27 protein-coding genes are annotated in these 26,435 nt (G+C 65.7%); 11 read left to right on the forward strand and 16 right to left on the reverse strand.

From position 1 onward, the window contains the following. Positions 1-104: 104 nt before the first annotated feature. The 5 genes from NO887_RS13775 to NO887_RS13795 all read left to right on the forward strand — a co-directional run bounded on the left by NO887_RS13775 (position 105) and on the right by NO887_RS13795 (position 4,416). On the forward strand, positions 105-1,166 hold the full coding sequence (locus NO887_RS13775; RefSeq protein WP_256418838.1) for an HFX_2341 family transcriptional regulator: 1,062 nt from the start codon (positions 105-107) through the stop codon (positions 1,164-1,166). 101 nt (positions 1,167-1,267) lie between these two features. Next, on the forward strand, positions 1,268-2,704 hold the full coding sequence (gene cofH / locus NO887_RS13780) for a 7,8-didemethyl-8-hydroxy-5-deazariboflavin synthase subunit CofH (protein WP_256418839.1): 1,437 nt from the start codon (positions 1,268-1,270) through the stop codon (positions 2,702-2,704). 65 nt (positions 2,705-2,769) lie between these two features. Then, on the forward strand, positions 2,770-3,246 hold the full coding sequence (locus NO887_RS13785; RefSeq protein WP_256418840.1) for a hypothetical protein: 477 nt from the start codon (positions 2,770-2,772) through the stop codon (positions 3,244-3,246). Between the two features lie 126 nt (positions 3,247-3,372). After that, complete coding sequence (gene hpt / locus NO887_RS13790) at positions 3,373-3,942, forward strand: hypoxanthine/guanine phosphoribosyltransferase (RefSeq protein WP_256418841.1); 570 nt, start codon at positions 3,373-3,375, stop codon at positions 3,940-3,942. 351 nt (positions 3,943-4,293) lie between these two features. After that, positions 4,294-4,416, forward strand: coding sequence for a hypothetical protein (locus NO887_RS13795; RefSeq protein ID WP_256418842.1), 123 nt, complete (start codon positions 4,294-4,296; stop codon positions 4,414-4,416). Between the two features lie 44 nt (positions 4,417-4,460). Here the strand turns inward: NO887_RS13795 and NO887_RS13800 are convergent, their stop codons facing one another. Both NO887_RS13800 and NO887_RS13805 read right to left on the reverse strand, forming a co-directional pair. Next, on the reverse strand, positions 4,461-5,501 hold the full coding sequence (locus NO887_RS13800) for an AI-2E family transporter (protein WP_256418843.1): 1,041 nt from the start codon (positions 5,499-5,501) through the stop codon (positions 4,461-4,463). A 63-nt stretch (positions 5,502-5,564) separates the two neighbouring features. After that, positions 5,565-6,161 (reverse strand): DUF6149 family protein, encoded by a 597-nt coding sequence (locus NO887_RS13805; protein ID WP_256418844.1) that lies wholly within the window; start codon positions 6,159-6,161, stop codon positions 5,565-5,567. A 195-nt stretch (positions 6,162-6,356) separates the two neighbouring features. Here NO887_RS13805 and NO887_RS13810 point away from each other — a divergent pair, with 195 nt between their 5' ends. After that, complete coding sequence (locus tag NO887_RS13810; protein ID WP_256418845.1) at positions 6,357-7,595, forward strand: NAD(P)/FAD-dependent oxidoreductase; 1,239 nt, start codon at positions 6,357-6,359, stop codon at positions 7,593-7,595. 80 nt (positions 7,596-7,675) lie between these two features. Here the strand turns inward: NO887_RS13810 and NO887_RS13815 are convergent, their stop codons facing one another. Next, positions 7,676-7,885 carry a hypothetical protein gene (locus NO887_RS13815; RefSeq protein ID WP_256418846.1) on the reverse strand — a complete coding sequence of 70 codons (210 nt, stop codon included), beginning with the start codon at positions 7,883-7,885 and terminating at the stop codon, positions 7,676-7,678. A gap of 38 nt (positions 7,886-7,923) precedes the next feature. Between NO887_RS13815 and NO887_RS13820 the strand changes: the two genes are divergently transcribed. From NO887_RS13820 to NO887_RS13830, 3 genes are all read left to right on the forward strand, one after another. Next, positions 7,924-8,133, forward strand: a complete 210-nt coding sequence (locus NO887_RS13820; RefSeq protein ID WP_256418847.1) for a DUF7979 domain-containing protein — start codon at positions 7,924-7,926, stop codon at positions 8,131-8,133. 45 nt (positions 8,134-8,178) lie between these two features. Next, complete coding sequence (locus tag NO887_RS13825) at positions 8,179-8,595, forward strand: DUF7124 domain-containing protein (RefSeq protein ID WP_256418848.1); 417 nt, start codon at positions 8,179-8,181, stop codon at positions 8,593-8,595. A 72-nt stretch (positions 8,596-8,667) separates the two neighbouring features. Further along, on the forward strand, positions 8,668-9,363 hold the full coding sequence (locus NO887_RS13830) for a MogA/MoaB family molybdenum cofactor biosynthesis protein (protein WP_256418849.1): 696 nt from the start codon (positions 8,668-8,670) through the stop codon (positions 9,361-9,363). 86 nt (positions 9,364-9,449) lie between these two features. Here the strand turns inward: NO887_RS13830 and NO887_RS13835 are convergent, their stop codons facing one another. From NO887_RS13835 to NO887_RS13895, 13 genes are all read right to left on the reverse strand, one after another. Then, positions 9,450-9,689, reverse strand: a complete 240-nt coding sequence (locus tag NO887_RS13835; protein ID WP_256418850.1) for a hypothetical protein — start codon at positions 9,687-9,689, stop codon at positions 9,450-9,452. Between the two features lie 97 nt (positions 9,690-9,786). Continuing rightward, the gene (locus tag NO887_RS13840) at positions 9,787-10,047 is read right to left on the reverse strand and encodes a DUF8119 family protein (RefSeq protein WP_256418851.1); all 261 of its coding nucleotides are present in this window, start codon (positions 10,045-10,047) and stop codon (positions 9,787-9,789) included. Positions 10,048-10,153: 106 nt separating this feature from the next. Next, positions 10,154-10,615, reverse strand: coding sequence for a universal stress protein (locus NO887_RS13845; protein WP_256418852.1), 462 nt, complete (start codon positions 10,613-10,615; stop codon positions 10,154-10,156). 3 nt (positions 10,616-10,618) lie between these two features. Then, positions 10,619-12,382, reverse strand: a complete 1,764-nt coding sequence (locus tag NO887_RS13850; RefSeq protein ID WP_256418853.1) for a sodium:solute symporter family transporter — start codon at positions 12,380-12,382, stop codon at positions 10,619-10,621. Continuing rightward, positions 12,379-12,870: a DUF4212 domain-containing protein gene (locus tag NO887_RS13855; protein WP_256418854.1), complete on the reverse strand. Its 492-nt coding sequence runs from the start codon at positions 12,868-12,870 to the stop codon at positions 12,379-12,381. Before NO887_RS13855 ends, NO887_RS13850 begins: the two co-directional genes overlap by 4 nt. Positions 12,871-12,979: 109 nt before the next feature. Further along, positions 12,980-14,971 (reverse strand): acetate--CoA ligase, encoded by a 1,992-nt coding sequence (gene acs, locus NO887_RS13860; RefSeq protein WP_256418855.1) that lies wholly within the window; start codon positions 14,969-14,971, stop codon positions 12,980-12,982. 94 nt (positions 14,972-15,065) lie between these two features. Beyond that, positions 15,066-16,859 carry a bacterio-opsin activator domain-containing protein gene (locus NO887_RS13865; protein ID WP_256418856.1) on the reverse strand — a complete coding sequence of 598 codons (1,794 nt, stop codon included), beginning with the start codon at positions 16,857-16,859 and terminating at the stop codon, positions 15,066-15,068. Positions 16,860-17,050: 191 nt separating this feature from the next. Continuing rightward, entirely contained in the window at positions 17,051-17,287 is a 237-nt protein-coding gene (locus NO887_RS13870; RefSeq protein WP_256418857.1) for a DUF2061 domain-containing protein, read from the reverse strand. A gap of 83 nt (positions 17,288-17,370) precedes the next feature. Further along, a complete protein-coding gene (gene acs / locus NO887_RS13875) occupies positions 17,371-19,341 on the reverse strand; it encodes an acetate--CoA ligase (protein WP_256418858.1) in 1,971 nt (656 codons plus the stop codon). A 126-nt stretch (positions 19,342-19,467) separates the two neighbouring features. Then, positions 19,468-20,832, reverse strand: coding sequence for a GTPase HflX (gene hflX, locus NO887_RS13880; RefSeq protein WP_256418859.1), 1,365 nt, complete (start codon positions 20,830-20,832; stop codon positions 19,468-19,470). Beyond that, positions 20,829-21,185, reverse strand: coding sequence for a DUF2209 family protein (locus NO887_RS13885; protein WP_256418860.1), 357 nt, complete (start codon positions 21,183-21,185; stop codon positions 20,829-20,831). Before NO887_RS13885 ends, hflX begins: the two co-directional genes overlap by 4 nt. Before the next feature lie 241 nt (positions 21,186-21,426). Then, complete coding sequence (moaC, locus tag NO887_RS13890) at positions 21,427-21,936, reverse strand: cyclic pyranopterin monophosphate synthase MoaC (RefSeq protein ID WP_256418861.1); 510 nt, start codon at positions 21,934-21,936, stop codon at positions 21,427-21,429. After that, positions 21,929-23,446, reverse strand: coding sequence for an NAD(P)H-hydrate dehydratase (locus NO887_RS13895; protein WP_256418862.1), 1,518 nt, complete (start codon positions 23,444-23,446; stop codon positions 21,929-21,931). The genes moaC and NO887_RS13895 overlap by 8 nt, the downstream gene beginning before the upstream one ends. A gap of 298 nt (positions 23,447-23,744) precedes the next feature. Here NO887_RS13895 and NO887_RS13900 point away from each other — a divergent pair, with 298 nt between their 5' ends. Continuing rightward, positions 23,745-24,773 carry a glycosyltransferase gene (locus tag NO887_RS13900; protein ID WP_256418863.1) on the forward strand — a complete coding sequence of 343 codons (1,029 nt, stop codon included), beginning with the start codon at positions 23,745-23,747 and terminating at the stop codon, positions 24,771-24,773. Next, positions 24,774-26,432 (forward strand): DUF2070 family protein, encoded by a 1,659-nt coding sequence (locus NO887_RS13905; protein ID WP_256418864.1) that lies wholly within the window; start codon positions 24,774-24,776, stop codon positions 26,430-26,432. It begins immediately after the preceding gene. Positions 26,433-26,435 lie beyond the last annotated feature (3 nt).

Genomic DNA, 26,435 nt, shown 5'->3' on the forward strand with positions numbered 1-26,435 from the left:
TCCACCGCCCGCGGACGGCGGTTTGGCGGCGTCCACTGTTTCCGTCTGGGGTCGACCGGTACGGAAACAGGCCTTTATTTAAATGGGGCCCCTCCCTCCCGCGTATGCAGACTCACGTCGTGCCGGTCGGCTTCGACTACGACCGCATGATTGCCCCGCTCATCCGGGACCAATTCGACGTCGACCGGGTGATACTCTTGGAGGGGACGGTCGGCAGCGAGGCCAACGTCGAGTACTCGCGGAACATCGCGCGGAAGCTCGAACAGGACTTCACGAACCTGCTCGGCGCGGAGACCGTCCGCGAGCGACTGACCGACGTGTACGACTACGACGCCGCCTTCGAACGCGCCTTCGATCTGATCAACGCGGAACTTGACGGCGGCACGACCGGTGACGGCGTGAGCGGCGACGACGGCGACGCGACCGCAGACGAGGCGACCGGTGACGACGCGAGCGGCGGCCGCGAGGTCTGGGTGAACCTCTGTTCGATGCCGCGGCCGGTCTCGTTCGCGTTCGCGACCGCTGCTCACTCGATCATGGTCGAGCGGCAGGACGACCGCGATCGGATCCACACCTACTACACCGCCCCGGAGAAGTACCTCGAAACGGAACTCGCCGAGGAGCTGCGGGCGAACCGCGACCTCCTCGAAGAACTGGTCGAGGGCGACGAAGACGGAGACGGATCGGTCGGGGCGAGCGTGCTCGACAACGACGCCGCCGACGGCACCGGCCCCGACGGAACCGGCGGCGTCGACGACGAGCGAATCGCGGATCGGCTCGCGACGACGACGGATCTGCTCTCGGAGTTCGACGAACGGGGGACGACCATCGGCGCGAAGCGCATCGGCGACAGCCACGTCATCGAGTTGCCCGTCGCCTCCTTCCAGAACGTCAAACCCTTCGAGGAACTCGTCTTGTTCACCCTCGGCGAGCACGGCGAGTTCGCCTCCGTCTCCGAACTGGCCGAGACCCTCGCGGACGATCTCAACGAGGAGTACACAGATTCGTTCCGCTCGAAGGTGATCTACAACGTCGACCGCCTCGGCCCGGGCGGGAAAGGGTACATCGAGCGCGAGGAGCGCGGGAAGTCCTATCGGACGACGCTCTCGCGGATCGGAGAGCTGTGGGTCCGCGCTCACGCGGGCGACGACCGCGATTTGGCGTGAGGCGACCGGGGGAGCCACCCGCCCTGAGCGACCGCCCCCTCGTCGGCCTGTGAGTGCCGTGACCGCCCGCTTTTTATCCGTGGGGCGGGGACGGTTACGGGATGACTTCGGCGGGCGACCCCGACGCGAACGCCGGCGGCGACGATCACGGAGCAGCCGCCCTCGACGGCGAGGCCGACTTCGCCGACCCCACGACCAACCAGTCGTTCGAGAACGCGCTCGCGAAGGCCCGAGACAGGACGCGGCTCACCGTCGACGACGCGGTCGAACTGCTCGCGACGGGGACGGAGCGGGACGGGATCGACCCGGCTCGAAAGGAGGCCGTCTTGGAGGCCGCGGATCGGCGGCGGCGCGAGACGGTCGGCGACGAGGTGACGTTCGTCGCCAACGTCAACAACAACGTCACCACGGCCTGTAACACCGGGTGTCTGTTCTGTAACTTCAAGGACAGCGCACACGCGTTTGAGACCGACAGCGACGCGGACCACCCGGGATTCACCAAGACTCCGGCGGAGTCGCAAGCGATCGTCGAGGACGCGCTCGACATGGGCGTCTACGAGGTGTGTTCCGTCTCCGGGCTGCACCCTGCGCTGGCGCTGAACGCGGAGCACCACGAGATCCTCGCCGCCCACGACAACCCCGCGAGCGAGGTGAACTACAAGCCGCCGAGCCGCTACGCCACCGATCCCGGTACCTACGTCGAACAGATCGAGGCGATGTCGGTCGGCGGGATCCACGTCCACTCGATGACGCCGGAGGAGGCGTACCACGCGAGGCGCGGCACGAACTGGACGTACGAGGCGGTTTACGACCGACTCGCCGCCGCGGGCCTAGATTCTGCGCCGGGCACCGCCGCGGAGATTCTTGTCGACGAGGTCCGAGACGTGATCTGCCCGGGGAAGATCGGTACCGACGACTGGGTGGCGGCGATGGAGGGAGCGGTCGCGGCCGGGCTCGACGTCACTTCGACGATGATGTACGGCCACGTGGAGACGGTCGAACACCGCGCCGAGCACCTTCGCGTGATCCGCGACCTACAGGACCGAACGGGCGGGATCACGGAGTTCGTTCCGCTCTCGTTTATCCACGAGAACACGCCGCTGTATCGTCACGGCGTCGTCGACGGCGGCGCGTCGCGGGCCGAGGACGAACTGCTCGTCGCGGTCGCGCGTCTCTTCTTAGACAACGTCGACCACGTGCAGGCGTCGTGGGTGAAGTCGGGCGACGCCCACGGGCTCAAGTTGCTCAACTGCGGTGCCGACGATTTTATGGGGACGATCCTCTCAGAAGAGATCACGAAGCGGGCCGGCGGCGAGTACGGAGAGTATCGCTCATTCGACGACTACGTCGAGATGATCACGGCGATTGGTCGAACGCCGGTCGAGCGCTCGACCGACTACCGGACGCGCCGCAGGATCGATCCGGAAGACGATCCGCACGGCCCCGAACTCGGACCGCGGGCCGACGGCACACCGCTGCTCGCCGGATCGTCGACCGGGGGCGAATCGGGTGTCGAGTCGGCCGGGGCTGACAACTGAGATCGCCGCTTCCGATTCGTCGATTCTGCCACAAAGTATTCGCCGGTGACAGCGTACTCCTAGCCATGCGTCGCAGAGCCCTCCTTGCAGCCGCGAGCGCGGCGGCGGTTGTCCCGATCGCCGGCTGTCCGACACCTCCGTGGAGCGAGGATCTCGAGCGGATCGACGGAGCGAAGGTGACGTTCCGGCGGACGTACGACGGCGAGATCGGGGGGTATGACCACGGCCCCCGTGATATCGCCGAACGGAGTTCGGCTCTCGACGCCGATCCGCCCCGGCTGAGTGTGGCCGGCGTGATCCTCGGCGGTGCTCGGGAGTGTTACGGAGCTGCGTTGCGCGAGGCGAGCCTCGCCGAGGGTACCCTCGAACTCCGGATAGCGACCGTCAACACGTCGAGTTCGGACACCGGAGGCTGCCCCGACGTGGGGCAGACGCATCGGTACTCGGTCGAGATCGCGTTCCGCGAGGCGACAGTTCCCGCCCGAGTGGTCGTTCGTCACGGCGACGAAACGGTTCTCGATGAGCCGACTGCGACCGACTGAACGCGTGACGGTGGTCTCTCCAGCGTTTCGATCCGAGCGACGGCACAGCCGTTTCGGAGCCTGCTATCGCTCCCCACGAGAGAGACCAATCGCCACGCTTTATTAACCGCCCCGAGTACCCGCGACATGGACCAGTTGCGGCAGTCGCTCCTCGACGCGCCGATCATCGAGAAAGGCGAGTACCAGTACTTCGTCCACCCGATAAGCGATGGCGTTCCGATGCTCGAACCGGAGTTACTCCGGGAGATCGTCATCCGACTGATCCGGAAGGCGGACTTGGAGAACGTCGATAAGATTGTCACGCCCGCCGCGATGGGAATCCACATCTCCACCGCGCTCTCGCTCATGACTGACATCCCACTCGTCGTCATCCGGAAGCGGCAGTACGGGCTCGAGGGTGAGGTCCCGCTGTTCCAAGAGACGGGCTACTCCGCATCGGAGATGTACATCAACGATGTCGAGGAGGGTGATCGAGTGCTCGTGCTCGATGACGTGCTCTCGACGGGCGGCACGATAAAGGCAATCTTAGACGCGCTCACGAACGAAGTCGGCGCGGACGTAGTCGATGTCGTCGCCGTGATCAAGAAGGCCGGCGAGAACGAACTCGACGACACCGCGTACAACGTGAAGACGCTGATAAACGTCACCGTCGAGGACGGCGAGGTCGTGATCGTCGACGCCCAAGGCGACGAGTAGGCGTACTAGGTCTCGAAGCCCTCTCCGCTCGACGCGGCGTCGTCGACCGCGCCGGCAACGTAGTATCCACACCGTACGAGCGACAGCGACGAACATTTCCATCGAACAGCCGTGTGGTCGGCGCGCCGGTGAGCGCCGCACCGCGGCGCGAACCGCCCGCGAGGGAGGTCGGCGGGGGCCGCGATGCGGTGCGGCTCCGCGGCCCCCGCCGACCGAGGTTGGGGAGGTGTGAGGTGCGGGGCTATCTCTCGAAAGTCGATGATAATTATTGTACTATATAATATACTATCAACTACAATACGTTACTATTCCGAGGTATTTATCCGTATATAGCCACAATCTGTTATCACAATGGCTGAAAACAGCACGAGTCTCGAAATCCGATCAGCGCGACTGAAAGACACTCCCCGCTCCGAGGACCTCAAAGCGACGACCAGCCCGGTCGCGCGCCTGCTGGCGTGGCTGCGCGCCTGAGTTAGGTTCCTTTCATTTTGCGCGGTGCAGGTCCGAGATGTCAGCTAGATGGCGTCGTAGTCCTCGCGGAACGTTTCGAGCGTCGCGGCGAGCACGCCGATGACGATCGGGCCGACGAACAGGCCGGTGAAGCCGATAGAGTAGATCCCGCCGAACACGCCGAGCAGGATGACCGCCGGGTTGAGGTGCGCCTGCTGGTCGATGACGAGCGGCCGCGCGTAGTTGTCGACCATGGCGATGACGAGCACGCCGTAGACGGCGAGGAACACGCCCGCAGTCACCTGATCGATGGCGACGAGATACGCCGCGGCCGGCCCCCAGACGAAGAACGCGCCGACGAGCGGGACGAGCGCGAGCACGGCCATGACGAACGTCCAGAAGACGACGTCCGGTATCCCGGCAGCCCAGAGACCGATCCCGGCGACGACCGCCTGCAACAGCGCCACGACGATGTGGCCGATCACGACCCCGCGAGTCATCGCGTCGACGCGGTCCACGAGGTCGGACGTGACGTGCTGGGGCAGCGGGCTCGTCGAGCGGAGCCAGCGCACGAACGCCGGTCCGTCGATGAGCGTGTAGTAGACGAGAAACAGCGCCAGCGAGAGTCCGACGGACGCGCGGAGCCCGGTCGTGACGATCCCGCTCACCCCGCCGAACAGCGAGTCGACGAGGAGCTGGCCGGCCATCGCGAGCAGTTCGCCGACATCGATTTCCTGCCCGGTGAGCGCTCCGATCTCGGCTTCGATCGCACCCACGTCGATGTCGGTGTTTCCCCGCGCGATGTCGGTTAAGTCGCGGGCGAACACCCACGAGATGTACGCGACCGGGAGGATGACGGAGACGATCGCGGTGAGAATGAGTCCCAACGCCGAGAGCATGTTACCGAGTCGTCGCGCGAGCGACGCGCGAAACCGTCGGGATAGGATCGATCGCAGCCACCGAGAGAGTCGAACGTGGAACGGAAAGAGCACGTACGCGAGGATGGCCGACGCGATGACGTACTCGACAAACGGAAGGATAACAAAGATAGTCAAGAGCGCGACCGAACCGATAAGCAACAGGAGAAACGACTGACCGCGGTTCATATCCGTGCCCTCTCGCTGCCGCGATATAAACGTAACCGGCGGCAGGCGACCGACCGGGGAGACTCAGGCGCTCGCTTCGTCCTCGTCGAGCCCCGGCGCGGCGCTCGGGTCGACCTCGTCCGGTTCCTCGGTCTGGCCGCCGACGACGGTCTCGCCCTCGTCGGTTTCGACGTACACGTCGTCGGCGAACCCGGCGAGCGCGTTCTCGTACTCCGCCGTTTCGAGCCGGTCAGGCGTCTCCGGTGCCTCGGGGACGCCGGCGGCCGGCCGGAACGCGCCGAGCGGATCGTCGATCGTGATCCCGTGATCGGTGAAAAACGTCTCGTAGCGCCGGTAGTGTGCTTCTAACTCGTCACCGGGTATCTCCATCATCTCCGTCCACCCGTGGTTGAAGAAGTCGAAGTTAGCCTGCACGTGCGTGATCTCACGGGCCTCAGCCTCGGTGAAACCCCGCTGTAAGGCGGCGACGTACGCATCCATCGTCGCGTCGAAGAAGCCGTCGAGGTGGTCTCGTCGCTCCTCGCGACGGTCCTCGTCGGCCTTGTTGAGGAAGATACTCGTGTGAAGATCGACGAGTTTGTCGTTCGCCACGTCGCCCACGACCGGCGTCGTCAACGCCTTCTTCGCGGCCCAATGACGGATGTTCTGCCGGATTTTCATAGTCGTAGTTGGGCGGCGAGATCCTTGAATCTGTGGCGTCTGCGCTCGATTCTCCGCAGCGCCTGCGAGCACGGACTCTTGCTCTGTGGCGTCGAACCGACCGATCGTTTCGTCAACCGCGGTGTGAGCGAGGGTGTGTCACGGCTACCGGCGCGGATGACAACCCACATTAACCATGAATCCGAACGGCCGCGTATGAGTGATTCGTACGTGATCATCGGTGACGGTATCGCGGGCGCGTCCGCGGCCGAGACGCTCCGCGAGGAAGCGCCCGACGCCGATATCACGGTTCTCACCGACGAGGGAGAGTCCCTCTACAACCGGATCCTGATAAAGGAGTACGCGAAGGGGAAACTCCCCGAAGCGCCGATTTCGATCCACCAAGAGTCGTGGTACGACGACCACGACGTTGACCTCCGACTCAACACGGTCGTCGTCGACATCGACGTAGAGAACGATGCCGTTCACACCCACGAGGGCGAAACGTTCGAGTACGATTCGCTGCTCCTCGCTGTCGGCGGGACGCCGCAACAGCTCCCCGTCGAGAACGCTGACGCCGACGGGATCCACCACTTCTGGACGTTCCAAGATGCCCGAAACATCAAAGAGAGCGTCGAGGACGCAGAGCAGGCCGTCATCGTCGGTGCTGGACTGCTCGGAATCGACTTCGCCGCCATCTGCGGCGCACAGGACGTGGAAGCAAAATATCTCATGCGCGGAGACGCGTGGTGGCGGTACGCCCTCTCGAAGGAAGGTGCGGAGATAATGCACGACGCGATGCGAGAGCGCGGGGTCGAGCCCGTCTTCGACTCCGGCGTCGACCACTTCGAGGTCGACGACGACGGCCACGTCGAGGCCGCTATCGATCCGAACGGCGAGCGCTACGAGTGCGATTTCGCGGGCGTCGCGATCGGACTCAACTTCAACACCGAACTCGTCGAACCTACACCGATCGAGACGGAGAACGGCATCGCCGTCGACGAGTACATGCGGACTAACGTCGACAACGTGTTCGCGGCCGGCGACATCACCACGTTCAACGACCTCATCCTCGGCGAACAGGGAAAAAACGGCTCGTGGGGGTCGGCCAAAGAACAGGGATCCGTCGCTGCCCGAAACATGATCGAGTACAACTCCGAGGCGTTCGAGTGGGTCTCCTCGTACTCGATCACCCACTTCGACTTCCCGTTCCTCTCGTTCGGCCACCCGACGCTCGGCGACGAGTCAGTCGAGGCGACGACCGACGAGGGGGAGTGGCGGCGCGTGGCGCTCAAAGACGGGAAGGTCGTCGGCGGCGTGCTCATCGGCGACCTCTCGCCGCAGTCGGCGTTCAAACAACTGATGCGTGAGGGTCGAAACGTGAGCGGACAGACGGACCTTCTCATGGAGCCCGGATTCGCCGTGGACGACCTCGCGGCGACGACCGAACAGTAGATCCTAGGGGAGGCCCGGTGCAGGCCGCGCCGTTCGGCTACTCCCAGACTGACGCCAGCGGTCGGTTATACTTTTCACACTCACATGACGTACGCCCGATAGCATCTGTCTCGCAGTGCTCCGAGCGATCGACCGAACACCCCCGACGAGCGCTTCTTCTCGTCGTTCCTCTCGGAGTGTACGGATCCCGTCTTCTCGATCGGCGACACGGGTGCCGTGGTGTACGCGAACGCGGCCGCGAGGCGGCGCTTGGATACGACGCCGAGCCGATCGTCGTGCCGGCGGCACAACGTTTATCACGATCTATGGGGTATGTTATCGCGTGACAATGCGCGACACAGACAGACGGATTCGGATCCGACGTGCCGGTCTCATCTCCGAGGACGCTCGGGTACGTCACTTCGACGAACTCGACGAGGACGCACAAGACGCGGTCAGGGAACTGGCCGGTCGGCCACAGACCGGCCAGGAACCCACCGATCTGGACGACGGCGACGTGGTGAAGTTCACGGACTACTACCAGATCCGCGCACGCTGACCGCCGAAGCGAAGTTGTTTTCGCTCGCCGCGAGAAACGAAGACCATGGACAGTGGCGGATCTACGGACATGACGCTGGCGTTCGAGCTGAAGGCGCTGAAGGCCCTCACGGATCCGAACGCCGTGTTCAACAACGCTCGACAGTGGACGGAGTACGTCGGAGTCGTCAGCGAGAAGCCGACGTACGTCGTCACAAACTTCACCCGCAAACACCGCGTGCGTCAGGACTTCTTTTCCGGACCACGTGGCGTCGAGGAGAGCCTAGAGAACATCGCCCAGCAGTTCGACACGGACCGACACGTGTTCGTCGGCGTCGACGACGAGGACGCCGCGCTCGCCGAGGCGACCGACTGGGAGTTCCTTCGCGTCGAGGACGCCGCCGAGGCCGCGGGATGGACGCTGACGACCGACGATCCGGACAAGGAACCGACCGAGTCGCCGTCGCGCGACGATTGGCCGTAAGCGAGTTTTACGAAACGACCGATCGTCGACGATACGCAGGGTGTTTTGGGCGTCCGAGACAAACGAACGGTCATGAGCGACGGCGACTCCCCTGACCGCGACGAGCAGAATCACCACACTGGTCACGACAGCCATCGCGACCACCACGACGACCAAGATCATCACACTGGTCACGACGACCATGACCACCACAACCACGACGCCGAAACCGTCTCAGTCGCCGTGGTGACCGTTTCCTCGTCTCGCTCGCTTGATTCCGGTGACACGTCGGGGGAGTACATCGCAGGAGTGTTCGAGGAGGCCGGACACGAGGTCGCCGTTCGCGAACTCGTTCCCGATGAATACGACAGCGTGCAGGGAACCGTCGATCGTGTCGCTCGCCGCAAAGACACAGACGTGGTCGTCACCACCGGCGGAACCGGCGTCACCCCCGATGACGTGACGCCAGAGGCAGTCAGGCCGCTCTTCGCGAAGACGCTCTCCGGGTTCGGTGAACTGTTCCGGCGACTCTCGTACGAGGAGGTCGGCACACGGACGATCGGGTCGCGAGCGACCGCGGGCATCACGGCGGGGACACCGGTGTTCTGTCTCCCCGGCTCCGAGAACGCGGTCAGGCTCGGCGTCGACGAGATACTCCTCCCCGAAGTTGGTCACCTCGTCGGTCTCGCTGGTCGCGGGCGCGAAGACGACAGCGGCGACGCAGACGAGGCGAAAGAAGCGGAGGGGACGGAGAACTCGGAGACGCGAACCGACTCCGAGACCCGCTGACCGACGCACCTGCCGACACAGGCGAATTTCATGCCCGTCACACGGTACCACCACGCGTGTCAGCGTCCAGCGGCGGCGGTCGCGGTCTACTCTGTCGTCGCGTCTGCGTCGGCGTCGGACTCTTCCGACGCGTCAGAGCGAAGCGCGGCGAACAGTCCGTCGGGATCGGACCGAACATCCGCCAGCGTCGCACCTGCGAGACCGCCGAGCGCCCCGCCGGTACTCGCCGCGTTTCGACTCACTAGTCCGCCGAGCGCGGCACCCACTGCCGCACCGATCGCCGCACACTTCGCTCTCGACACCGCGCTTTTGATTCGGGACTTCATACAATACCGTTCTCTCCGAGACGACAAAAGCCTGCCGTCGATTCCTATCGCCACTGTTCGGGCGTCGCGGCTGTACCGAACGTGTCGGACCGCCGATTCACTGGCTCTGTTTCGCCATCTCCACCGAGATGAAGAATCCGAAGTACGCCGGGATTCCGGCCAGCATGAACATGTACAGGACCCACTGCGGTGCCGTCGGGAACACGAAGTCGTACAGCAGCGACGCGAACGTCACCCACACGACGGCGAACACCAGATCGCCGACCATGCCGGTCCGGTTCTCGCGGATCTGCGATCGCAGGCGGTCGGCAAAGCTCTGGCTCGTTTCCGCGTCGTCGGGTGAGTCCGTGTCGGTCATGTGTGGTTGTGGGGATCAGTGTACGTCGATGTTGCGAAACCGAATCGAAAACGAACGACACCGAGAATCGAAACCTGTCCCGGTTCCCGGCTCGTCCGAGGCGCTTTCAGTCCTCGTTGAGGTAGTCGACGACGAGGACGGGGACGTGCGTCGAGCGTAGCGTACGCTCGGTGACGCTGCCGAGGAGCGCGCGCCGAACGCCGGCACGGCCGTGGCTTCCCATCACGATCAGATCGATTTCGTGGTCCTCGGCGTACTCGCCGATAAGCTTGTGCGGGCGGCCGCCCGATATGTGCTCGACGACCTCGACACCGCGCTCCTCGCCGCGATCGGCGACGGCACCGGTCGCCTCGTCAGCCCGTTCTTTCAGCTCCTCCATCTCACCGAACCGACCTTGGCGCAACCGGTCGACCTGTTCGGTGCCGAGGCTGAGGTTGACCGAGTCGATGTCGACCACGTACAGCGCGTGGACCTCGGCGTCGTACTTCTCAGCGAGGTCGAGCGCATGGTCGACCGCGGCCTCGGCAACGTCGCTTCCGTCCGTCGGGATCAGGATGCGTTCGTACATGAATTACTCCTCCGTCGCGTCGGTGGTAGTCGCGTCGTCAGCTGCGCGGCCGCCGTCCGTCGCCGCGTCGTCAGCTGCGCGGCCGCCGTCCGTCGCCACCTCTTCGCCGCCGTCGGCGACGACATCCTCTGCGGTCTGCTGTTGCCCCATCGGCTCGGGGCTGTGACACTGTCTGACGATCCGCTTCGTCTCCATCGGTGGCTCGTCGGTGGCCATCGAGACGACGATAGTGACGGCGAAGACAATCGGCACAGCGACGAGCGCGGAGCCGATGGCGGGCAGCCACGTCGCGAGCGTCGCGTTGAGTGGCGCTTCGAGGCCGCCCACGTAGCCGGGAACGACCTCGTTGACCATCGAGACGCCCCAGATGGCGAGGCCGGTCGTCATGCCGGCGAGCGCGCCCTCACGGTTGGTGTTCTCCCACCACATGCCAAGGAAGAACATCGGGAACAGCACGGCTCCCGCGAGCGAGAACGCGTACGACACGAGCGCGGCGATCGGAGCCGCGGGGTCGAGCGCGGCCAGCGTCGTGATGACGCCGAGCAGGACGATGCTCAGACGACCGACAAGCACCTGCTGGCGCTGGGTCGCGTCGGGGTTGATGATCGTGGTGTAGATGTCGTGTGAGATCGCCGAGGAGCCCGCGATGAACAGCCCGGCGGTCGTCGCGATCGCCGCTGCGATACCACCGGCGGCGACGAACCCGACGAACGACGGTGGGAGGTTCGACAACTGAGCGGCCAACACGACGATCACGTCGGCGGCAGAGCTCGTCATGCCGGGGTCACCGTACACGGCACCGATGTTCTCTCCGTAGAGATCGGTTCCGAACGCCGCGAACGCCGGCGCGCTCAGGTAGAGGATACAGATGAATCCGAGCCCCCACACGGTCGACCAGCGGGCGGTCCGCTCGTTTTCGACCGTGTAGAAGCGCACCAGCACGTGTGGGAGCCCGCAGGTCCCCACGATGAGCGAGAACGTCGTAGCGATCCAGAGATAGAAGCTGGAGTTCGCGAACGGCTCCGAGAACTCGGAACTGAGTGTGCTGATGAGCATGCCGTACTCGATCTGCGGGAGCACCGTCGAGTAGCCGTTCGTAAGTCCGACCGCGTACAGGCCGGCGACGAACGCCACGATGAGGATCACGTACTGCGCGACCATGTTCTTCGTCGCGCCGAGCATTCCGGAGAGCGTCAGGTAGCCGACGGTGATAGTCATCATGATCACGACCATCGCCTGGTAGCCGCTCAGTCCGAGGAACCCGAGGTCACCGAAGATGTACAGCCCGACGAGCGCCATCCCCCGGGCCTGTCCGATCGCGTAGACGAAGCCGATGAGGAATGTTGTGACCGCGCCGATCGCGCGGGCGGTGTCGGAGTTGAATCGGTCGCCGACGAAGTCGGCGGCCGTGTACTTCCCGAACCGGCGCAACTGCGCCGCGAGGAAGATGAGCAGGATGAAGTACCCGGTCGTCCAGCCGACGACGAACACGAGTCCGTAGAACCCAGACAGCGCGATCGACGCCGCCATACCGAGGTACGACGCCGCAGACATCCAGTTCGCGCCGATCGCCATCCCGTTTTCGATGTTACCGATCGAGCGGCCGGCGACCCACATGTTCTCCGCGTCGGCGACGCGGAAGATGAAGCCGATGGCGATGAACACCAGCAGCATTCCGATGACGAGGATGGCCGGAAGCGTCTTGAACGAGACGTTGAGCCCCTCCGGGAGCAGTTCGCTCTGGAGGAGCGTCGCGGCGACGCTCATGTGTCACCCCCCACGTTGTGGTCGATTCCGAACTCGTCGTCGAGCGCGTCGCGCCGCTTCGCGTACCAGCCCGAGAGGATCAGCGCGCCGCCGGGCGCGCCGATCGCGACGAGGAAGTAGTGAAGCGGGAACCCGATGATCGGCATCTGCTGTGTCATCACGCCCGGTGCGAGGTACGTCGCGGTCACCGGACCGAAGACGACAAGCGCCCAGATGATGAACCCGGTCCAGACGATCCTGAGATGCTTGCGCATGTACGGCGTGCTCGGACTGAGGATGTTCACCTCCGAGCTGAGGTAGTCGGTCTGTTGATGCTGCTGTGCCGCGCCGGTCGCGACGCCGCCGTCGGTGGCCGCGTCGTCCGCTGCGCGTCCCCCGTCGGTGGCCGCGTCGTCCGCTGCGCGTCCCCCGTCGGTGGCCACGTCGTCCGCTGCGCGTCCCCCGTCGGTGGCTACGTCGTCTGTCTCGTGTGAGCTATTATCTGTCATGTGTTGTGGTGTGTTGTGTCGTGGTCGATCTGTATTCGTTTTTCGTGATGGTTTGGTTCCGTGCCGTCGTCTCGTTTCGATTGGAAAGTCGAAAACGGAGCCGCGGGCGCTACTCTTCTGCCTTCTGCTGAATCTCCTCGACGATTTCGGGGTTCCGCAGCGTGCTGGTGTTACCCAGCTCTTTCCCGTCGGCGATGTTCTCCAGCAGGCGGCGCATGATCTTCCCGGAGCGGGTCTTCGGGAGATCGGGTGTGAACACGACCTGCTCGGGGCGAGCGATCGGCCCGATGGCGTCTTCGACGGCGGCGACGATCGCGTCGCGAAGCTCGTCTGTACCCTCATAGCCGTCCTCGGTCGTCACGTACGCGTACACGGCCTCGCCTTTGATGTCGTGGTCGCCGCCGACGACTGCCGCCTCGGCGACGCCCTCGACGCCGACGATGGCCGACTCGATCTCCATCGTACCGAGCCGATGGCCGGAGACGTTGAGCACGTCGTCGACGCGGCCCAACACGGTGATGTAGCCGTCGTCGTCGATCTTCGCGCCGTCTTCGGGGAAGTACACCCAGTCGTCGGGGTCGTCGCTGTCGGTGTCAGAGTACTCCGCCCAGTACTCCTCGATGTACCGCTCGTCGTTGTTGTACAGCGTCCGGAGCATTCCCGGCCATGGCTTCTGTACCGTGAGATAGCCGGCTTTGCCCGGCTCTACCTCGTCGCCGAGCGTGTCGAGGATCTGGACGTCGAGTCCCGGCAGCGGCGGTCCGGCCGCTCCCGGCTTCATGTCTTTGATGCCGGGGAGCGTCGTTACCATCATCCCGCCAGTCTCCGTCTGCCACCACGTGTCGACGACGGGGCACTCCTCGTCGCCGATGTGCTTGTAGTACCACTTCCAAGCGCGCGGATTGATCGGCTCACCGACCGTTCCGAGCAGTCGCAGGCTCGACAGGTCGTGGCGGTCGGGGAACTTCTCGCCCCACTTCATGAACGCACGGATAGCTGTCGGCGCGGTGTACAGTTGGGTCGCCTCGTACTCCTCGACGATCTCCCAGAGGCGGTCGCGCTCCGGGTGATCCGGCGTCCCCTCGTACATCATCGTCGTCGTTCCGAGCGAGAGCGGCCCGTAGACGATGTACGAGTGGCCCGTGATCCAGCCGATGTCGGCCGAGCAGAAGTACGTGTCCTCGGGCTTGATGTCGAGGACCGACTGCGAGGTCCACGACACCCACGACAGGTACCCGCCGGTCGTGTGTTTCACGCCCTTCGGTTTGCCCGTGGTTCCCGAGGTGTACATCAAGAAGAGCATGTCCTCCGCGTCCCGCGTGACCGGCTCTACCTCCGCGCCCGCGTGGGCGTCGACGAGGTCGCCGTAGTCGATTTGGTCGTCGCCGAGGTCGTGACCGAAGTCGTCGCCGTTCGGCCCGAGGCGATCGACAACGACGGTCGTGGTGCCGTGCTCGACGTCCGAGAGCCCCTCGTTGGCCTTGTCGAGGTGATCGAGGGGGTCGCCGCGGCGGTAGTAGCCATCACAGGTGACGAGGTACTCGGAGTCGGCGGAGTTCATCCGCGTGGCGAGCGCGTCGGCCGAGAACCCGGCGAAGACGACGCTGTGTGGCGCGCCGATCCGAGCGCACGCGAGCATCGCGATCGGCAGCTCGGGGATCATCGGCATGTACATCGTCACCACGTCGTCCTCCTCTACGCCCTGCTCGCGCAGCGCGGCCGCGAACTCGTTTACCTCGCGGTGGAGCTCCGAATACGTGTACGTGCGGTCGTCCTCGTCGACGGGCTCGCCAACCCACTCGATCGCGGCCTCGTCGCCGCGCTTGTCGAGATGCCGGTCGAGGCAGTTCGCCGACGCGTTCAGTTCACCGCCCGTGAACCACTCGTAGAAGGGCGGGTTGCTGTCGTCGAGCACCTGGTCGTAGTCGGACTCCCAGTCGAGCAGCCCCGCTGCAGCCTCCCAACACTGCGGCCAGTTCTCTTCGAACTTCTCGTAGATGTCCGGGTCCGAGACATTCGCCTGCTCGACGAACGACTCGGACGGCTCGAACACCGCTTGTTCTTCCAGTCTCGCTTCCAGTTGACCGTCACCCTCTGTCATGGTACGATTCTATTCAACCGACAGCAGCATATAAACGCTCACGCTAAATACGAAAAATCGTGATATTCTTGGGTATTCCGTCGTTCTCTACCGGTCAGGAACGCGCCAACCGCCGCTCGTCTTCGAAGAGCCCGTCCAAGAGCGCGCGTTGAGCCTTTCGGAGGTGGTTGTGAAACGTCGGTGACGAGACGTCCATCGCATCGGCGACTTCCTCGGCGGTGCTCCCCCGCGGCCAGTCAAAGTACCCGCCGTGGTAGGCGGCCGACAGCGCGGTCCACTGCCGGTCTGTGAACCGGTCTTTGATGCCCTCACGGAGGGACGATTCGGTGCGAGGCGACCGTGCGACCGACTCCTTGCTCACGAGTCGTGCGTCGGTGAACGCCCGCCGAAACCCGTCGGCAACCGGACGCACGTCCGTCCCTTCCGGGAGGTCGGCGATGACTCGGACCCGGCCGTCCGTGGCCATCGCGTCGCGGACCGTAGCCCCGTGATCGGTGAGCGTCTGCACGGCCGATCCCCCCGTTACCTGTACCGACACCGAACAGCTGTCCTCGTCGGTCTCGATCAGCCGGAGGTCGGAGACGCCGGGCAGCCCGTCAACCACGTCCGCGATCCCCTGCGGTCTGGCCCCAGTTACGGAGAGGTACAACCGAGAGGCGTCGTCGGTGACGGTGACCGTCGAGGAGAGTTCGATCTGGCAGTCGAGCGCGGCGCTCGCGCGTACGAGAAATGCGTTGTCGTCCGTCGTCTGAAACGTCACCTCGGTCACCGCGTCGGAGTGGAGCAGTTCCCGCCAGCGCCTCGCGGTCACGGCCCAGCCGAGTGAGCGACCGAGGACCTCGATCGTCCGACGCTCGGCCGCGTCGACCGGTCGGTCACCGTCGACGACGACACACAGCGAGCCGTGTGTCACGTCCTCGTATCTGACTGGAACCGCGACCGCGGGCCGCCCCGCCGTCGTCGGATGTCCGTCCGTGATCGCCGCCGTCCCCTCAAGTGCCTCCTGCCAAGGCCCGCCGTCGGCGATCCCCCGCTCGCGGAGCCCAGCCGGCGCGATGCCCGCGCTCGCCGCGACATCGACACGACTCCCCTCTGTGGGCTCGCGAACGACCCACGCCTCAGCCCATCGATCGGCCGTCGCGAGCCGCCGCGGCACCGCCGAGATGGGGCGAGCGTCGCTGTCGCCGTCGCCGGCTGCGATCGCCTCAAATCCGCCGATCCCGGCCGGTGCCGCTCGGTCGGCGTCCGCCGTCTCCTCCGTGTCGATTCGGTACTCGCGCTCGTCTCGGTCAGGCGACGAACCGGCGACGGCTTCGGCGATCGCCTGCCCGTCGAGGGGATCAAGATACGGGTCGAGGGCCGCCGTCGTCTCCCACCCGCCAGCCTCGCGAACGGCGTGCGGATCGACGCCGCGATCGACGAGGAGCCTGCGCGCGAAGGTGTGCCTGAGATCGCTCGTCGTCACGTCCGGGTCGACGGTCCCGTCGGTCTGTGCCGCCGCGCGCACCGCCGTCTCGCGCACGATCATCTGGATGCGCCGCGCGGACACGCTCACAAACGGCTCGGCCTCACCAATCTCCTCGATGTCGGCGTATCGCCGGAGCTCGGCGGCAAGCGACGCTGGAACGACCGTCTCTCGGTCGAGCCGGGGAGTGTCGGGCGATCCGCCCGCCCCGTTCGGTGTCGCTCCCTCCTCTGGAGACGGGACTGCGAGCAGGTCGTGGCCGGGCGCGATGGCCGCCTCGCGGAGGTGTCCCGACGTGACGCGTCCGATCTCGTCGGCTCGGAGTCCGGCTTCACCCGCGAGCCGGATCGTCAGCGCCGCGCGGTACGTCTCCGCGGCGGTCACGAGCGCGTCGTACGCCGCCGTGTCGAGCGCGTCTGGCATCTGTTTCGGATTAACAAAGCAATCCGAAATAAAATGATCGGTCACAGGGAGGAAGAGACCGAGCACTGCGAGGTATTCGTGACTATCCGATCACGAGCGAAGCGTCAGATAGGTGTGAGCGCTGCTTTCGACCGTTTGTCCGAGTTCTATATTTCGTTTCCAATATAAAATACGAAACACATTCGAGGAGATCAGCCACTGCTGACGACACCCCACGAGACGTGGTCCCACACCCGTTCGTAACCGTAGTAGGTTGCCGTCTTCACCACGTTGGTCACGAGGCCGATGTTGATCGCCGCGCGGGCGTCGCCGACGACCGCCCACGCGACGAGAACGGTTATCGTAACCATGAGCACCCGATAACACAGCGTCTTGGCGATAGCGCGCTTGCGGGCGTGGACCGCCGTGCGCGAGAGGAGCGAAACCATGCCGACTCGATACGGCCTGCCGTGTAATGAAACTATTTAGCGTTTCAAATTCTGAAATAGAAACCAAAATAGGTTACCACATACTACGTCTCGCGAACCGTCGACTCGATCTCGCCGACGACCTCCGGATTGCGGAGCGCGCTGACGTCGCCAAACTCCTCGCCGCGGGCGATGTCTTCTAACAGCCGACGCATGATCTTCCCCGAGCGCGTCTTCGGTAACTCCGGCGTGAAGACGATCCGGTCCGGGCGAGCCACGTCGCCGACAGACCGTGCGAGCCGTTCGGATATCGCCTCGCGGAGCGGGTCATCGGTGTCGACGCCGCTTCGTGTCGTGACGTACGCCACGATCTGGCCGTCGTTGTCGCCGACAACCGCCGCCTCAGTCACGCCGTCAGTCTCGACTATCGCCGACTCCAGTTCGGCGGTGTTGAAGCGGTGCGCGCGGACGTTGATCACGTCGTCGACGCGGCCGAGGATCGTAATGTAGCCGTCCTCGTCGACCGTCGCGCCGTCGCCGGTGCGGTACCGCCAGCCGTCGTCGCCCTCCAGCCAGTACTCGCGGCGGTAGCGCTCGTCGCCCTCGCGGAGGCCGCGCAGCATTCCGGGCCACGGCGCGGCGATCGTGAGGTAGCCGGGCTCGCCGGGATCGACCGGATCGCCGTCCTCGTCAACGACGCGGGCGTCGATCCCGGGGAGCGGCGGCCCGACCGTCCCCGGCTTCATCGGCGAGATACCGGGGAGCGTCGCGAGCGCGATAGCTCCTGTCTCGGTCTGCCACCACGTGTCGACGACCGGCACGTCGTCGCCGCCGACGTGCTCGCGATACCACCGCCACGCCTTCGGTGTGATCGACTCCCCGACCGTTCCCAGAAGGCGGATGGACGAGAGGTCGTGGGCGTCCGGGTACTCCGACCCCCACTTCATGAACGAGCGAATCGCGGTCGGGGAGGTGTAGAAGACACTCACCGCGTTGCGCTCGATCAGGTCCCAGACGCGGTCGCGGTCGGGATAGTCGGGCGAGCCCTCGTAGAGCACCGTCGTCGTCCCGAGCGCGAGGGGCCCGTACACGCCGTACGAGTGGCCTGTGATCCACCCGATGTCGGCGGCACACCAGTAGGTGTCGTCCGGGCGAACGTCGAGGACGTTGCGCGTGGTCCACGCGACCTGCGAGAGATAGCCGCCCGTCGCGTGCTCGACGCCCTTCGGCTGGCCGGTCGTCCCCGACGTGTACATCACGAACAGGAGATCCGTCGCGTCGCGGGCGACCGGCTCGACCGTCTCGCCGTCGTGCGCGTCGACCACCGACTCGTAGGCGTGTTCGTCGTCGCCGAGCGACACGTCGAGGGCGTCGCCGAGGCGGTCGACGACGACCGTCTGCCGGAGGTCGCCGTCGATCCGGAGACGGGCGTTGTCGGCCTTCGACTTCTGGTTGAACGCGTCCTCGCGGCGATAGTAGCCGTCGCAGGTGATCAAATACTCCGAATCGGCGGCGTCGATCCGCGTCGCAAGCGCCTCCGCTGAGAGCCCCGCAAAGACGACATTGTGGGGCGCGCCGATGCGGGCGCACGCCAGCATCGCGATCGGCAACTCCGGTATCATCGGGAGATACAGTGTCACCACGTCGTCCTCGCCGACTCCAAGGTCTCGGAGTCCGGCCGCGAGCGCGTTCATCTCGCGATGCAGGTCGAGGTACGTGTACGACCGGCGCTCGCCGCGCTTGCCGAACCACCGGATCGCGAGCTGGTTCCGACGGTGGTCGAGGTGCCGGTCGACGCAGTTCGCGGCGGCGTTGAGTCTCCCCTCCGGGAACCACTCGTAAAACGGCGGGTCGTCGTCGTCGAGGACGGTCTCGTACGGTCGCTCCCAGTCGAGGAGGTCGGCAGCCCTGCGCCACGCCTCCGGTCCCTCGCGCTCGAACGTCTCGTACACCCCGGCGTCACTCGCGACCGCCCGATCGCGGAACGACTCCGGCGGATCGATGGCGTCGTCGCCGCTCACGACCGCGCTGTCGTCCCCGATCGAGTGCCGGCCGTCCATTCCGGCGTCATCCATGATATTTATTCGCAATCGAAGCCATGTATACTTTGTCCGAACCCCCGACCGCTGAGAAACGATCGGTCCTCGCTCGCAACCGATTTGACCCCGACACACAGAGGTTCCCTCCCGAGAGCGCAGGACTCAGGCCGACTCGGCCGAGGCGAGCCCGGCCGCTTTCGAGCGCGCTCGCGCCACGATCGACGGCTTCGCTTCGAAGTCAACCGTGACTTGGTCGCTCGCGTACGTCTCGTCGGCGACGTGCCCGTGGTCGTGGATCCACGAGACAAGGCTCATCGCGTCGTCCGAGACGGGGAGCACGAGCCGCTCGCGCTCCCACTCCGGGAGTTCCGATTCGACGCGATCACGCAGCTCCGCGACGCCGGCCCCCGTCTTTGCCGAGACGGCGACCGGGTCGGGTGCCACGCCGGAGAGCGCGGCGCGCTTGTCCGCGAGTTCGCCGGGCGCGAGCCGATCGACTTTGTTGAACACGGTGACGATCGGTGCCTCGTTGCGCTCGTACAGCGTGTCGTGGCTGGTGACGAGCTTCTCGCGCATCGCCTCGACGGACTCGCTCGCGTCCACGACGAGGAGGACGAGGTCCGCGCGGTACACCGAATCAAGGGTCGACTCGAACGACTCGACGAGCCAGTGCGGGAGGTCGGCGATGAACCCGACCGTGTCGGTTAAGAGTACGTCGCGCTTCTCCATCTCGGCGCGACGCGTCGTGGTGCCGAGGGTGGTGAAGAGCATGTCCTGTGACTCCGCGGTCGTGTCGAGGTCGGGGTGTCGGTCGGCGTTCTCGTCCACGTCCATCTCGGCCGCGAGCCGCCGCATCAGCGTGGACTTGCCGGCGTTGGTGTAGCCGGCGAGCGCGACCAGATCGAACCCGGAGTCGCGGCGCTGCTCGCGGCGCGCCTGCTCTTTGTCCGCGATCGAGTCAAGCTCGTCGCGGATCTCGGAGATCTGCCGTTTGATGTCGCGTTCGACGCTCTCGTCGTACTCGCCCAGCCCCATGAATCCCGGCCGCTCGTCGCGCTTCGCGAGGCTCGCTTTCGCCTCCGCGCGCGGCAGTTCGTATCGCAACTCCGCGAGTTCGACCTGTAGCTGGGCCTTCCGCGTGTTCGCGCGCTGGCCGAAGATCTCGAGGATGAGCGTGAACCGGTCGATCACCTCGACGCCCTCCGGGAGCTTCCCCCCGATGTTGAACGTCTGGTACGGTCCCACGTCGTTGTCGAGAATCACCGCGTCGGCGTCGGCGCGGCAGACTCGGTCGCGTAGCTCCGCGACCTTCCCCTCGCCGAACATGAACGCGGCGTCTTCGGTGCGGGTCTGTGTGAGTTCGTCGACGACCTCGTAGCCGGCGGCAGCGGCGAGCTGACTGATCTCCGTCAGGTCCGCGTCGCCGTCGTCGACGCGTTTCGCGACGACCGCGCGGCGATCGTTCGATGCGACCTCGGTCTCGGCGCGTTCTTCCCCGCCGTTCGTCCCCTCGGCGTTCCCGGTCATAACAGGAGGTCGCGAGCGGCGTACGCGGCATGATGTGCTGCCTGCACGGTTTCGCGTTCGCCTATGCTCTCGACGTATTTAAACTCGGGTCGGAAGCTCAGTCCGATCCGCTCGGCCGGCTCCTCGTAGAACTCGCCGCCCTCGGCGACGACGGGGCCGTCCGGCGGTTCCGGGAGATCGCCGACGGCCTCAGCGGTGAGCGCGACCGTCGCGTCGAGCGTCGGGCCCTCGCGGACGGCCGCGAACCCCATGCCCTCGACGGATCGGATCCGGGTCGAATCGATCACCGCGTGAACCGCGGCCGCCACCATCAGGTACTCGCCGTCCTCCTCGTGGCGGCCGCTGATGTCCACGCCGACGACCTCAGGGACGGGCGACCGTCACCTCGGTTCGCGAGTCGGGCGAAGCGGATCCACGCGGCGCGGATCCGGGCGTGTGAGTGTGCACGTATTTCATCCCGATACCTCAACGTTGATCGGCCGTCGAATTGAACGTTTCCGTCGTGGTCATCCCGTTCGTCGTGGTCATCCCGTTCGTCGCGGTCATTCTTCCGTCCGCTTCCGCGTCACTCATCGATAGTTCGAACGGGTCGCGTCACTCGTCGACGGCTCGCTTCACCTTGTCGACAACTTCCACGTCCGCGATCCGAGTGGCCGTATACTGTCCGTCGGCGTCCTTCTCCGCCGCTTTCACCATATCCCAGACGACGTTGAGTCCCGTAGTGACCCCTTCTAACGCCTCCATCTCACAGCCCGTCTTTCCCGTCGTCTCGACGGCGACGGCCAGCTCGATCCGGTCGTCGTTGACGGCGAAGTCGGTGTCGACGTTCGTGATCGGGATCTGGTGGCACATCGGGATCGTCTCCCACGTGTGTTTGACCGCCTGCACCGCGCCGACTCGGGCGGTCGCGAGCACGTCACCCTTCCCGACCTCGTCCGCCTCCACGGCCGCGACGGTCGAGGGGGTCAGCCGGATCTCGCCGCGGGCGACCGCGCGCCGGTTCGTGTCTGGTTTCGCGCCCACGTCGACCATCCTGACTTCGCCGGACTCGGTCGTGTGCGTCAACTCGTCTGCGGTCTCCGTCTCCTCGCTGTCCTCAGGCATCGCGCATCGCCTCCGGAAGCCGGTCGATCACGTCCGTCGCCACGAGCCCGTACCCCCGCTCGTCGGCGACGAGGTCCCCGGCGGTTCCGGTGACGTACGCGCCCGCGACCGCGCCTCGGAACGCGTCGGTCTGAGCCGCCAGCGCGCCGACCGCGCCGGCGAGCACGTCTCCCGTCCCGCCGACGGTCATCCCCGGATTGCCGGTCCGGTTCAGTCGGAGGTCGTCGCCGTCGGTCACCACATCGTACGCGCCCTTCACGAGCAGCGTGTGACCGAGTTCGCCCGCGAACGACCGGACCAGTTCGCCCCGCTCGTCGGGGTCGTCCGCGGTCTCGCCGCCCATCGCGACGAGTTCGCCTTGGTGGGGCGTACAGATCAGGTCGGCGTCCGTATCGATCTCGGGAACGACCCGGAGCGCGTCGGCGTCGACAACCGCGCGGCCGTCGTACGCGGCGAGGAACGCCCGGACGAAGTCGGCGGTCCCGTCGCTGTCTCCCAGTCCCGGGCCGAGCACGACGGCGTCGGTGCCGGCGGCCAGATCCCGAACGCGATCGAGGTGGTTCGGCCCGAGACGGTCGCCCGGCAGGTCGCGCACGATCAGGTCGGCCGAGAAGCCCTGAATCTCCCGGGCAACAGTCTCGGGACAGGCGACGCTGACGAGGTCGGCACCCGCCCGGAGCGCCGCCCGGGCGGTGAGGGACGGCGCGCCCGTGTAGGGGCCGCCGCCCACGACGAGCACCTCGCCGTTGTCGCCCTTGTGCGAGTTCGGATCGCGGCTGATCCCGAGCAGGTCGCCGGGACCGGTAAACCGCTCCGCCGCCCGGGGTATCCCGATGTCCGCGACGGTCACGGTCGCGTCGAGCGCGTCGAGGCCGGGTTTCGCGTCGTGGAAGGTGACGACGCGGTCGGCCTCGACGGCGATGGGTGCGTCACCGCTGGCTCCGGTCGAGTCGGCGGTGGCCGCCCCGGTCAGGTCATCGGCCCCGCCGATCGAGTTGCCGTCGGGCGCTCCGGTGGGATCGCCCGTGTCCGCGTCGATTCCGGACGGCACGTCGACGGAGACGACCGTCGCGTCGTTCGCGTTGATCGCTCGCGCCGCGCTCCGCTCCGGTTCGCGGAGGCGTCCCGTCGCGCCCGATCCGAGCATCGCATCGACGACCACGTCCGGATCGCCGAGCGACAGGTCGGCCGAGTCGGTCACCGTCTTCGTCGGGAGTTCGGCTTCGGCGAGCGCGTCCCAGTTCTCCCGCGCGATGTCGGTCCGGATCGACTCCGGTCGGCCGAGCAGCGTGACGCCCACGTCGTACGCTGAGAGGAACCGGGCCGCGACGAACGCGTCGCCTCCGTTGTTGCCGCGGCCGCAGCACAGCGCGACGGTCGCGCCGGGCTCTGCGACGGTCCGCACCGCGCGGGCGACGGCGTTGCCCGATGACTCCATGAGCTGTTTTCTTGGAATGCCGAGGGCGGCCGCGTTGGCGTCGACCGCCGCCATCCGGTCAGTCGTGATCATGCGTCGGGATTCGCGCGACGACTGATAAGGGTGCGGGCGTGGTGGCCGTCGAGAATACGTGACGGGCGGCAGTATCGTCCGCCGGCGGGTCGTCGGTGAATGAAAATCTTGATGCGGTTCGGAGGGGAATCGCTCACCGAGAAGCCGTGTCTGTCGACGCACACCTCGCCGCCTCGTTCCAGCTCCGGCCCGTTCCGCCTCAGAGCGGACGCGTTCTCCGCCGAGCGGCGCGTGTGGCCGCCACAGTACCCGCAGAAAGACGCCTCCAGCGGACCGACTGTCGCAGACGGATCTTCGCATGAATATTGGATTCTTCACCGACAGCTACTTCCCCGGTATCGACGGCGTCACCTACACGATCAGCGCGTGGCGCGATCGGCTTCAGGACCGCGGCCACGATGTGTACGTCGTCTACCCCGCGAGCAGTCATGAGCCCGACGACAACGAACTACCGGTTCCGTCGCTACCGAACCCCTTCTATAAACAGTACCGCGTACCGATCTATCGGCGGCTCTCCACGCTCCCCGACCTCGACGTGGTCCACTGTCACGGTCCGGCGGCAACGGGGCTGATGGGCGCTCGGTACGCGAAGCAACGCGGCGTGAAGTCGGTGTATACGCACCACACCCCGGTCGAGGACTACTTCGTGCAGGGGCTGAAGTCGGAGGCCCTCGCGACCGCCGCGGGGCGGCTGTACGTCGCGTACGAGAACCGCCTGCTTCGCTCGTTCGACTGCGTGACCGCCTCGACCGACCGGATCCGCCGCGACGTGACGCCTCGAAAGCTCCCCGTCGGCATCGAGATGGACACGTTCCGTCCGACCGAACCACTGTTCGAGTCCGACGATCCCGTGATCGGCTACAGCGGTCGACTGACGCGCAAGAAACACGTCGACGAGATCCTCCGACTCGCGGAGCGGCGGCCCGACCTGCGGTTCGAACTCGTCGGCGAGGGACCGGTTCGAGACTCGCTCGAACGTGCGGCCCCCGAAAACGTTCGAATCCGCGACTTCCTGCCGCGCGAGGATCTTCCGGCGTTTTACGCCGCGCTCGACGTGTTCGTCACGGCCTCGACCTGTGACACCCTCGGCCTCTCGACGCTCGAAGCGAACGCGTGCGGCACCCCCGTCGCGGCCGCGGACGTGTCACCGTTCGACGAGACGATCGGTCGCGACAACGGTGCTCGCTTCGCTCACGGCGACATCGACGACATGGAGCGTGCGGTGACAGACTGCCTCGACCACGACCGCCCGACGCGCGAGGCGGTCGAGCCGTTCTCCATCGATCGGACGATAGATGACCTCGAAGCTATCTACGGGGTGACGTAGATGGGGGCGGACAACGTCGACGTCTTCCAGCGGCTGGTGTTCAGCGTTCCGTCGCTGTCGGTGCAGATTCCGGCGCTCGCGGGCCTCAGTCTTGTGTACGGCGCAGTCGCGTTCGCCGCCGTCTCGGCGTTCACGCCGCTCGATCTCGCGCCCGCGAGCGTGCTTCCAGTCGTGGTGCTCCTGTTTTTGCTTCCGTTCGCGCTCGCCGCCGAACTGTTCCCTCGGACGCTGTCGCAGTACCCGCGGACGTGGAGCTACTTTCTGGCGCTGACGAGCCAGTTCGTCATGTTCGTCTACGCGCTCGTGCTCTCGGGCGCGAACGACATCGGGAACGCGTGGAGCATCATCTGGTTGTGTTTCATCACGCTGTATTTACTCAACATCCTAGTGCTCGTCATTTCGACGGGGATCGACCGATATAAGCGGATCCTCCTCGTCTCGCTGGCCGAGCCCGCTGCGCTCATCGCCGCCTTCTACGCGGTCGGCGGCGGCGGCGATCTGGGATTTTCGACGTACCGACACGTCTTCGCGTTCGCGTCGCTGCTCATCGCGGCGGCCTTCCTGGTGTTCGTGCTGCTCGTCGTCGATTACCTGATCCGGAGCAACACCGACGTGTCGGCGTTCGAGCTCACCTCCGGAATCCTGCGGAACGACCGCGCCTCTCTCGACCTCGGCGTCGAGGCCCGGCCCGCGGTCGAGACGCTCGTCATCGACAACGGCGACCGGCTCCGGCTGGTCGCGCCGTGGGTGCACCCGGGACCCCTCGGCGGGTTCGGCGGCGGCCAGCTCAGCGGGAACGTGATCGACGCGCTGAACGATGGCGAGGACGGCGAGAGCGGCTTCTTCGTCCATGTCCCGTGTACGCACAAAGAGGACCTCTCCAACCCAGAGGATGCAGCGAAGATACTGGACGCCGTCAGCGAACCGACGGGCGTCACGCAGGCGTCGCGGCTCGTGTACGAGGACTACGGCGAGATCGAGTTCTACGGCCGTCGGATCGGCGACAAGCAGGTTATCTATCTCCACGGTGAGGGGATCGACGACTACGACACCGGCGTGTTCATGTGCGGCGTCGACGAGGACGACGTACTTCTCATGGACCTGCACAAACACGACCTGCAGGACGGCCCTGAAAAGGAGATCCTGTACGGCTCCGCCGAGGCCGACCGGCTGAAGGCGCACTTCGACGACTTCCGCGATCGACTCGCCGAGGAGCCGGTTCACGACTACGCCGCCGGCTTCGAGGTCGTCCAGTCGACGCAGGACGTGGTGGCGATAGTCGAGCGCGTCGACAGCGAGTCGGTCCTGCTGATGGGGATCGACACGAACGGGATCACCCCCGACGTGCGGTCGCTGGCGGCCGAGTACGAAACCGAGTTCGACGATGTGCTCGTCTTCTCGACGGACACGCACGCCTCCATCCACGAACTCGCGAACATGACCCGTTCGAACGTCGAAGCGCTCGACGCGGCCGTCGAGCGCGCGAGCGAGGATGTCGCCCCTGCGACGGTTGGACTCGCCAGCCAACAGACCCAGCCGCTCAAGCTGCTCAAGACCGACTACAACGGGCTGGTGTTCAGCGTCAACATCCTGATCAGGCTGACGATAATCGCGCTGTTCATCCTCTACGTAGTGCTCGTGTTGTGGCTGTTCTTCTGACTC

The organism is Halorubrum laminariae (assembly GCF_024494655.1).
Lineage (GTDB): Archaea > Halobacteriota > Halobacteria > Halobacteriales > Haloferacaceae > Halorubrum > Halorubrum laminariae.

Bases quoted from the DNA above. Each gene is read 5' to 3' on its own strand.
- NO887_RS13865 (WP_256418856.1), bottom strand. From the start codon at position 16,859: ATGCCAGACGCGCTCGACACGGCGGCGTACGACGCGCTCGTGACCGCC.
- acs (WP_256418855.1), bottom strand. From the start codon at position 14,971: ATGACAGAGGGTGACGGTCAACTGGAAGCGAGACTGGAAGAACAAGCG.
- moaC (WP_256418861.1), bottom strand. From the start codon at position 21,936: ATGCCTGAGGACAGCGAGGAGACGGAGACCGCAGACGAGTTGACGCAC.
- NO887_RS13775 (WP_256418838.1), top strand. From the start codon at position 105: ATGCAGACTCACGTCGTGCCGGTCGGCTTCGACTACGACCGCATGATT.
- NO887_RS13795 (WP_256418842.1), top strand. From the start codon at position 4,294: ATGGCTGAAAACAGCACGAGTCTCGAAATCCGATCAGCGCGACTGAAA.
- NO887_RS13845 (WP_256418852.1), bottom strand. From the start codon at position 10,615: ATGTACGAACGCATCCTGATCCCGACGGACGGAAGCGACGTTGCCGAG.
- NO887_RS13855 (WP_256418854.1), bottom strand. From the start codon at position 12,870: ATGACAGATAATAGCTCACACGAGACAGACGACGTAGCCACCGACGGG.
- NO887_RS13820 (WP_256418847.1), top strand. From the start codon at position 7,924: ATGCGCGACACAGACAGACGGATTCGGATCCGACGTGCCGGTCTCATC.
- NO887_RS13905 (WP_256418864.1), top strand. From the start codon at position 24,774: ATGGGGGCGGACAACGTCGACGTCTTCCAGCGGCTGGTGTTCAGCGTT.
- hflX (WP_256418859.1), bottom strand. From the start codon at position 20,832: ATGACCGGGAACGCCGAGGGGACGAACGGCGGGGAAGAACGCGCCGAG.
- NO887_RS13895 (WP_256418862.1), bottom strand. From the start codon at position 23,446: ATGATCACGACTGACCGGATGGCGGCGGTCGACGCCAACGCGGCCGCC.
- NO887_RS13800 (WP_256418843.1), bottom strand. From the start codon at position 5,501: ATGAACCGCGGTCAGTCGTTTCTCCTGTTGCTTATCGGTTCGGTCGCG.
- NO887_RS13785 (WP_256418840.1), top strand. From the start codon at position 2,770: ATGCGTCGCAGAGCCCTCCTTGCAGCCGCGAGCGCGGCGGCGGTTGTC.
- NO887_RS13810 (WP_256418845.1), top strand. From the start codon at position 6,357: ATGAGTGATTCGTACGTGATCATCGGTGACGGTATCGCGGGCGCGTCC.
- NO887_RS13830 (WP_256418849.1), top strand. From the start codon at position 8,668: ATGAGCGACGGCGACTCCCCTGACCGCGACGAGCAGAATCACCACACT.
- NO887_RS13835 (WP_256418850.1), bottom strand. From the start codon at position 9,689: ATGAAGTCCCGAATCAAAAGCGCGGTGTCGAGAGCGAAGTGTGCGGCG.
- NO887_RS13825 (WP_256418848.1), top strand. From the start codon at position 8,179: ATGGACAGTGGCGGATCTACGGACATGACGCTGGCGTTCGAGCTGAAG.
- NO887_RS13900 (WP_256418863.1), top strand. From the start codon at position 23,745: ATGAATATTGGATTCTTCACCGACAGCTACTTCCCCGGTATCGACGGC.
- NO887_RS13840 (WP_256418851.1), bottom strand. From the start codon at position 10,047: ATGACCGACACGGACTCACCCGACGACGCGGAAACGAGCCAGAGCTTT.
- acs (WP_256418858.1), bottom strand. From the start codon at position 19,341: ATGGATGACGCCGGAATGGACGGCCGGCACTCGATCGGGGACGACAGC.
- cofH (WP_256418839.1), top strand. From the start codon at position 1,268: ATGACTTCGGCGGGCGACCCCGACGCGAACGCCGGCGGCGACGATCAC.
- NO887_RS13850 (WP_256418853.1), bottom strand. From the start codon at position 12,382: ATGAGCGTCGCCGCGACGCTCCTCCAGAGCGAACTGCTCCCGGAGGGG.
- hpt (WP_256418841.1), top strand. From the start codon at position 3,373: ATGGACCAGTTGCGGCAGTCGCTCCTCGACGCGCCGATCATCGAGAAA.
- NO887_RS13805 (WP_256418844.1), bottom strand. From the start codon at position 6,161: ATGAAAATCCGGCAGAACATCCGTCATTGGGCCGCGAAGAAGGCGTTG.
- NO887_RS13870 (WP_256418857.1), bottom strand. From the start codon at position 17,287: ATGGTTTCGCTCCTCTCGCGCACGGCGGTCCACGCCCGCAAGCGCGCT.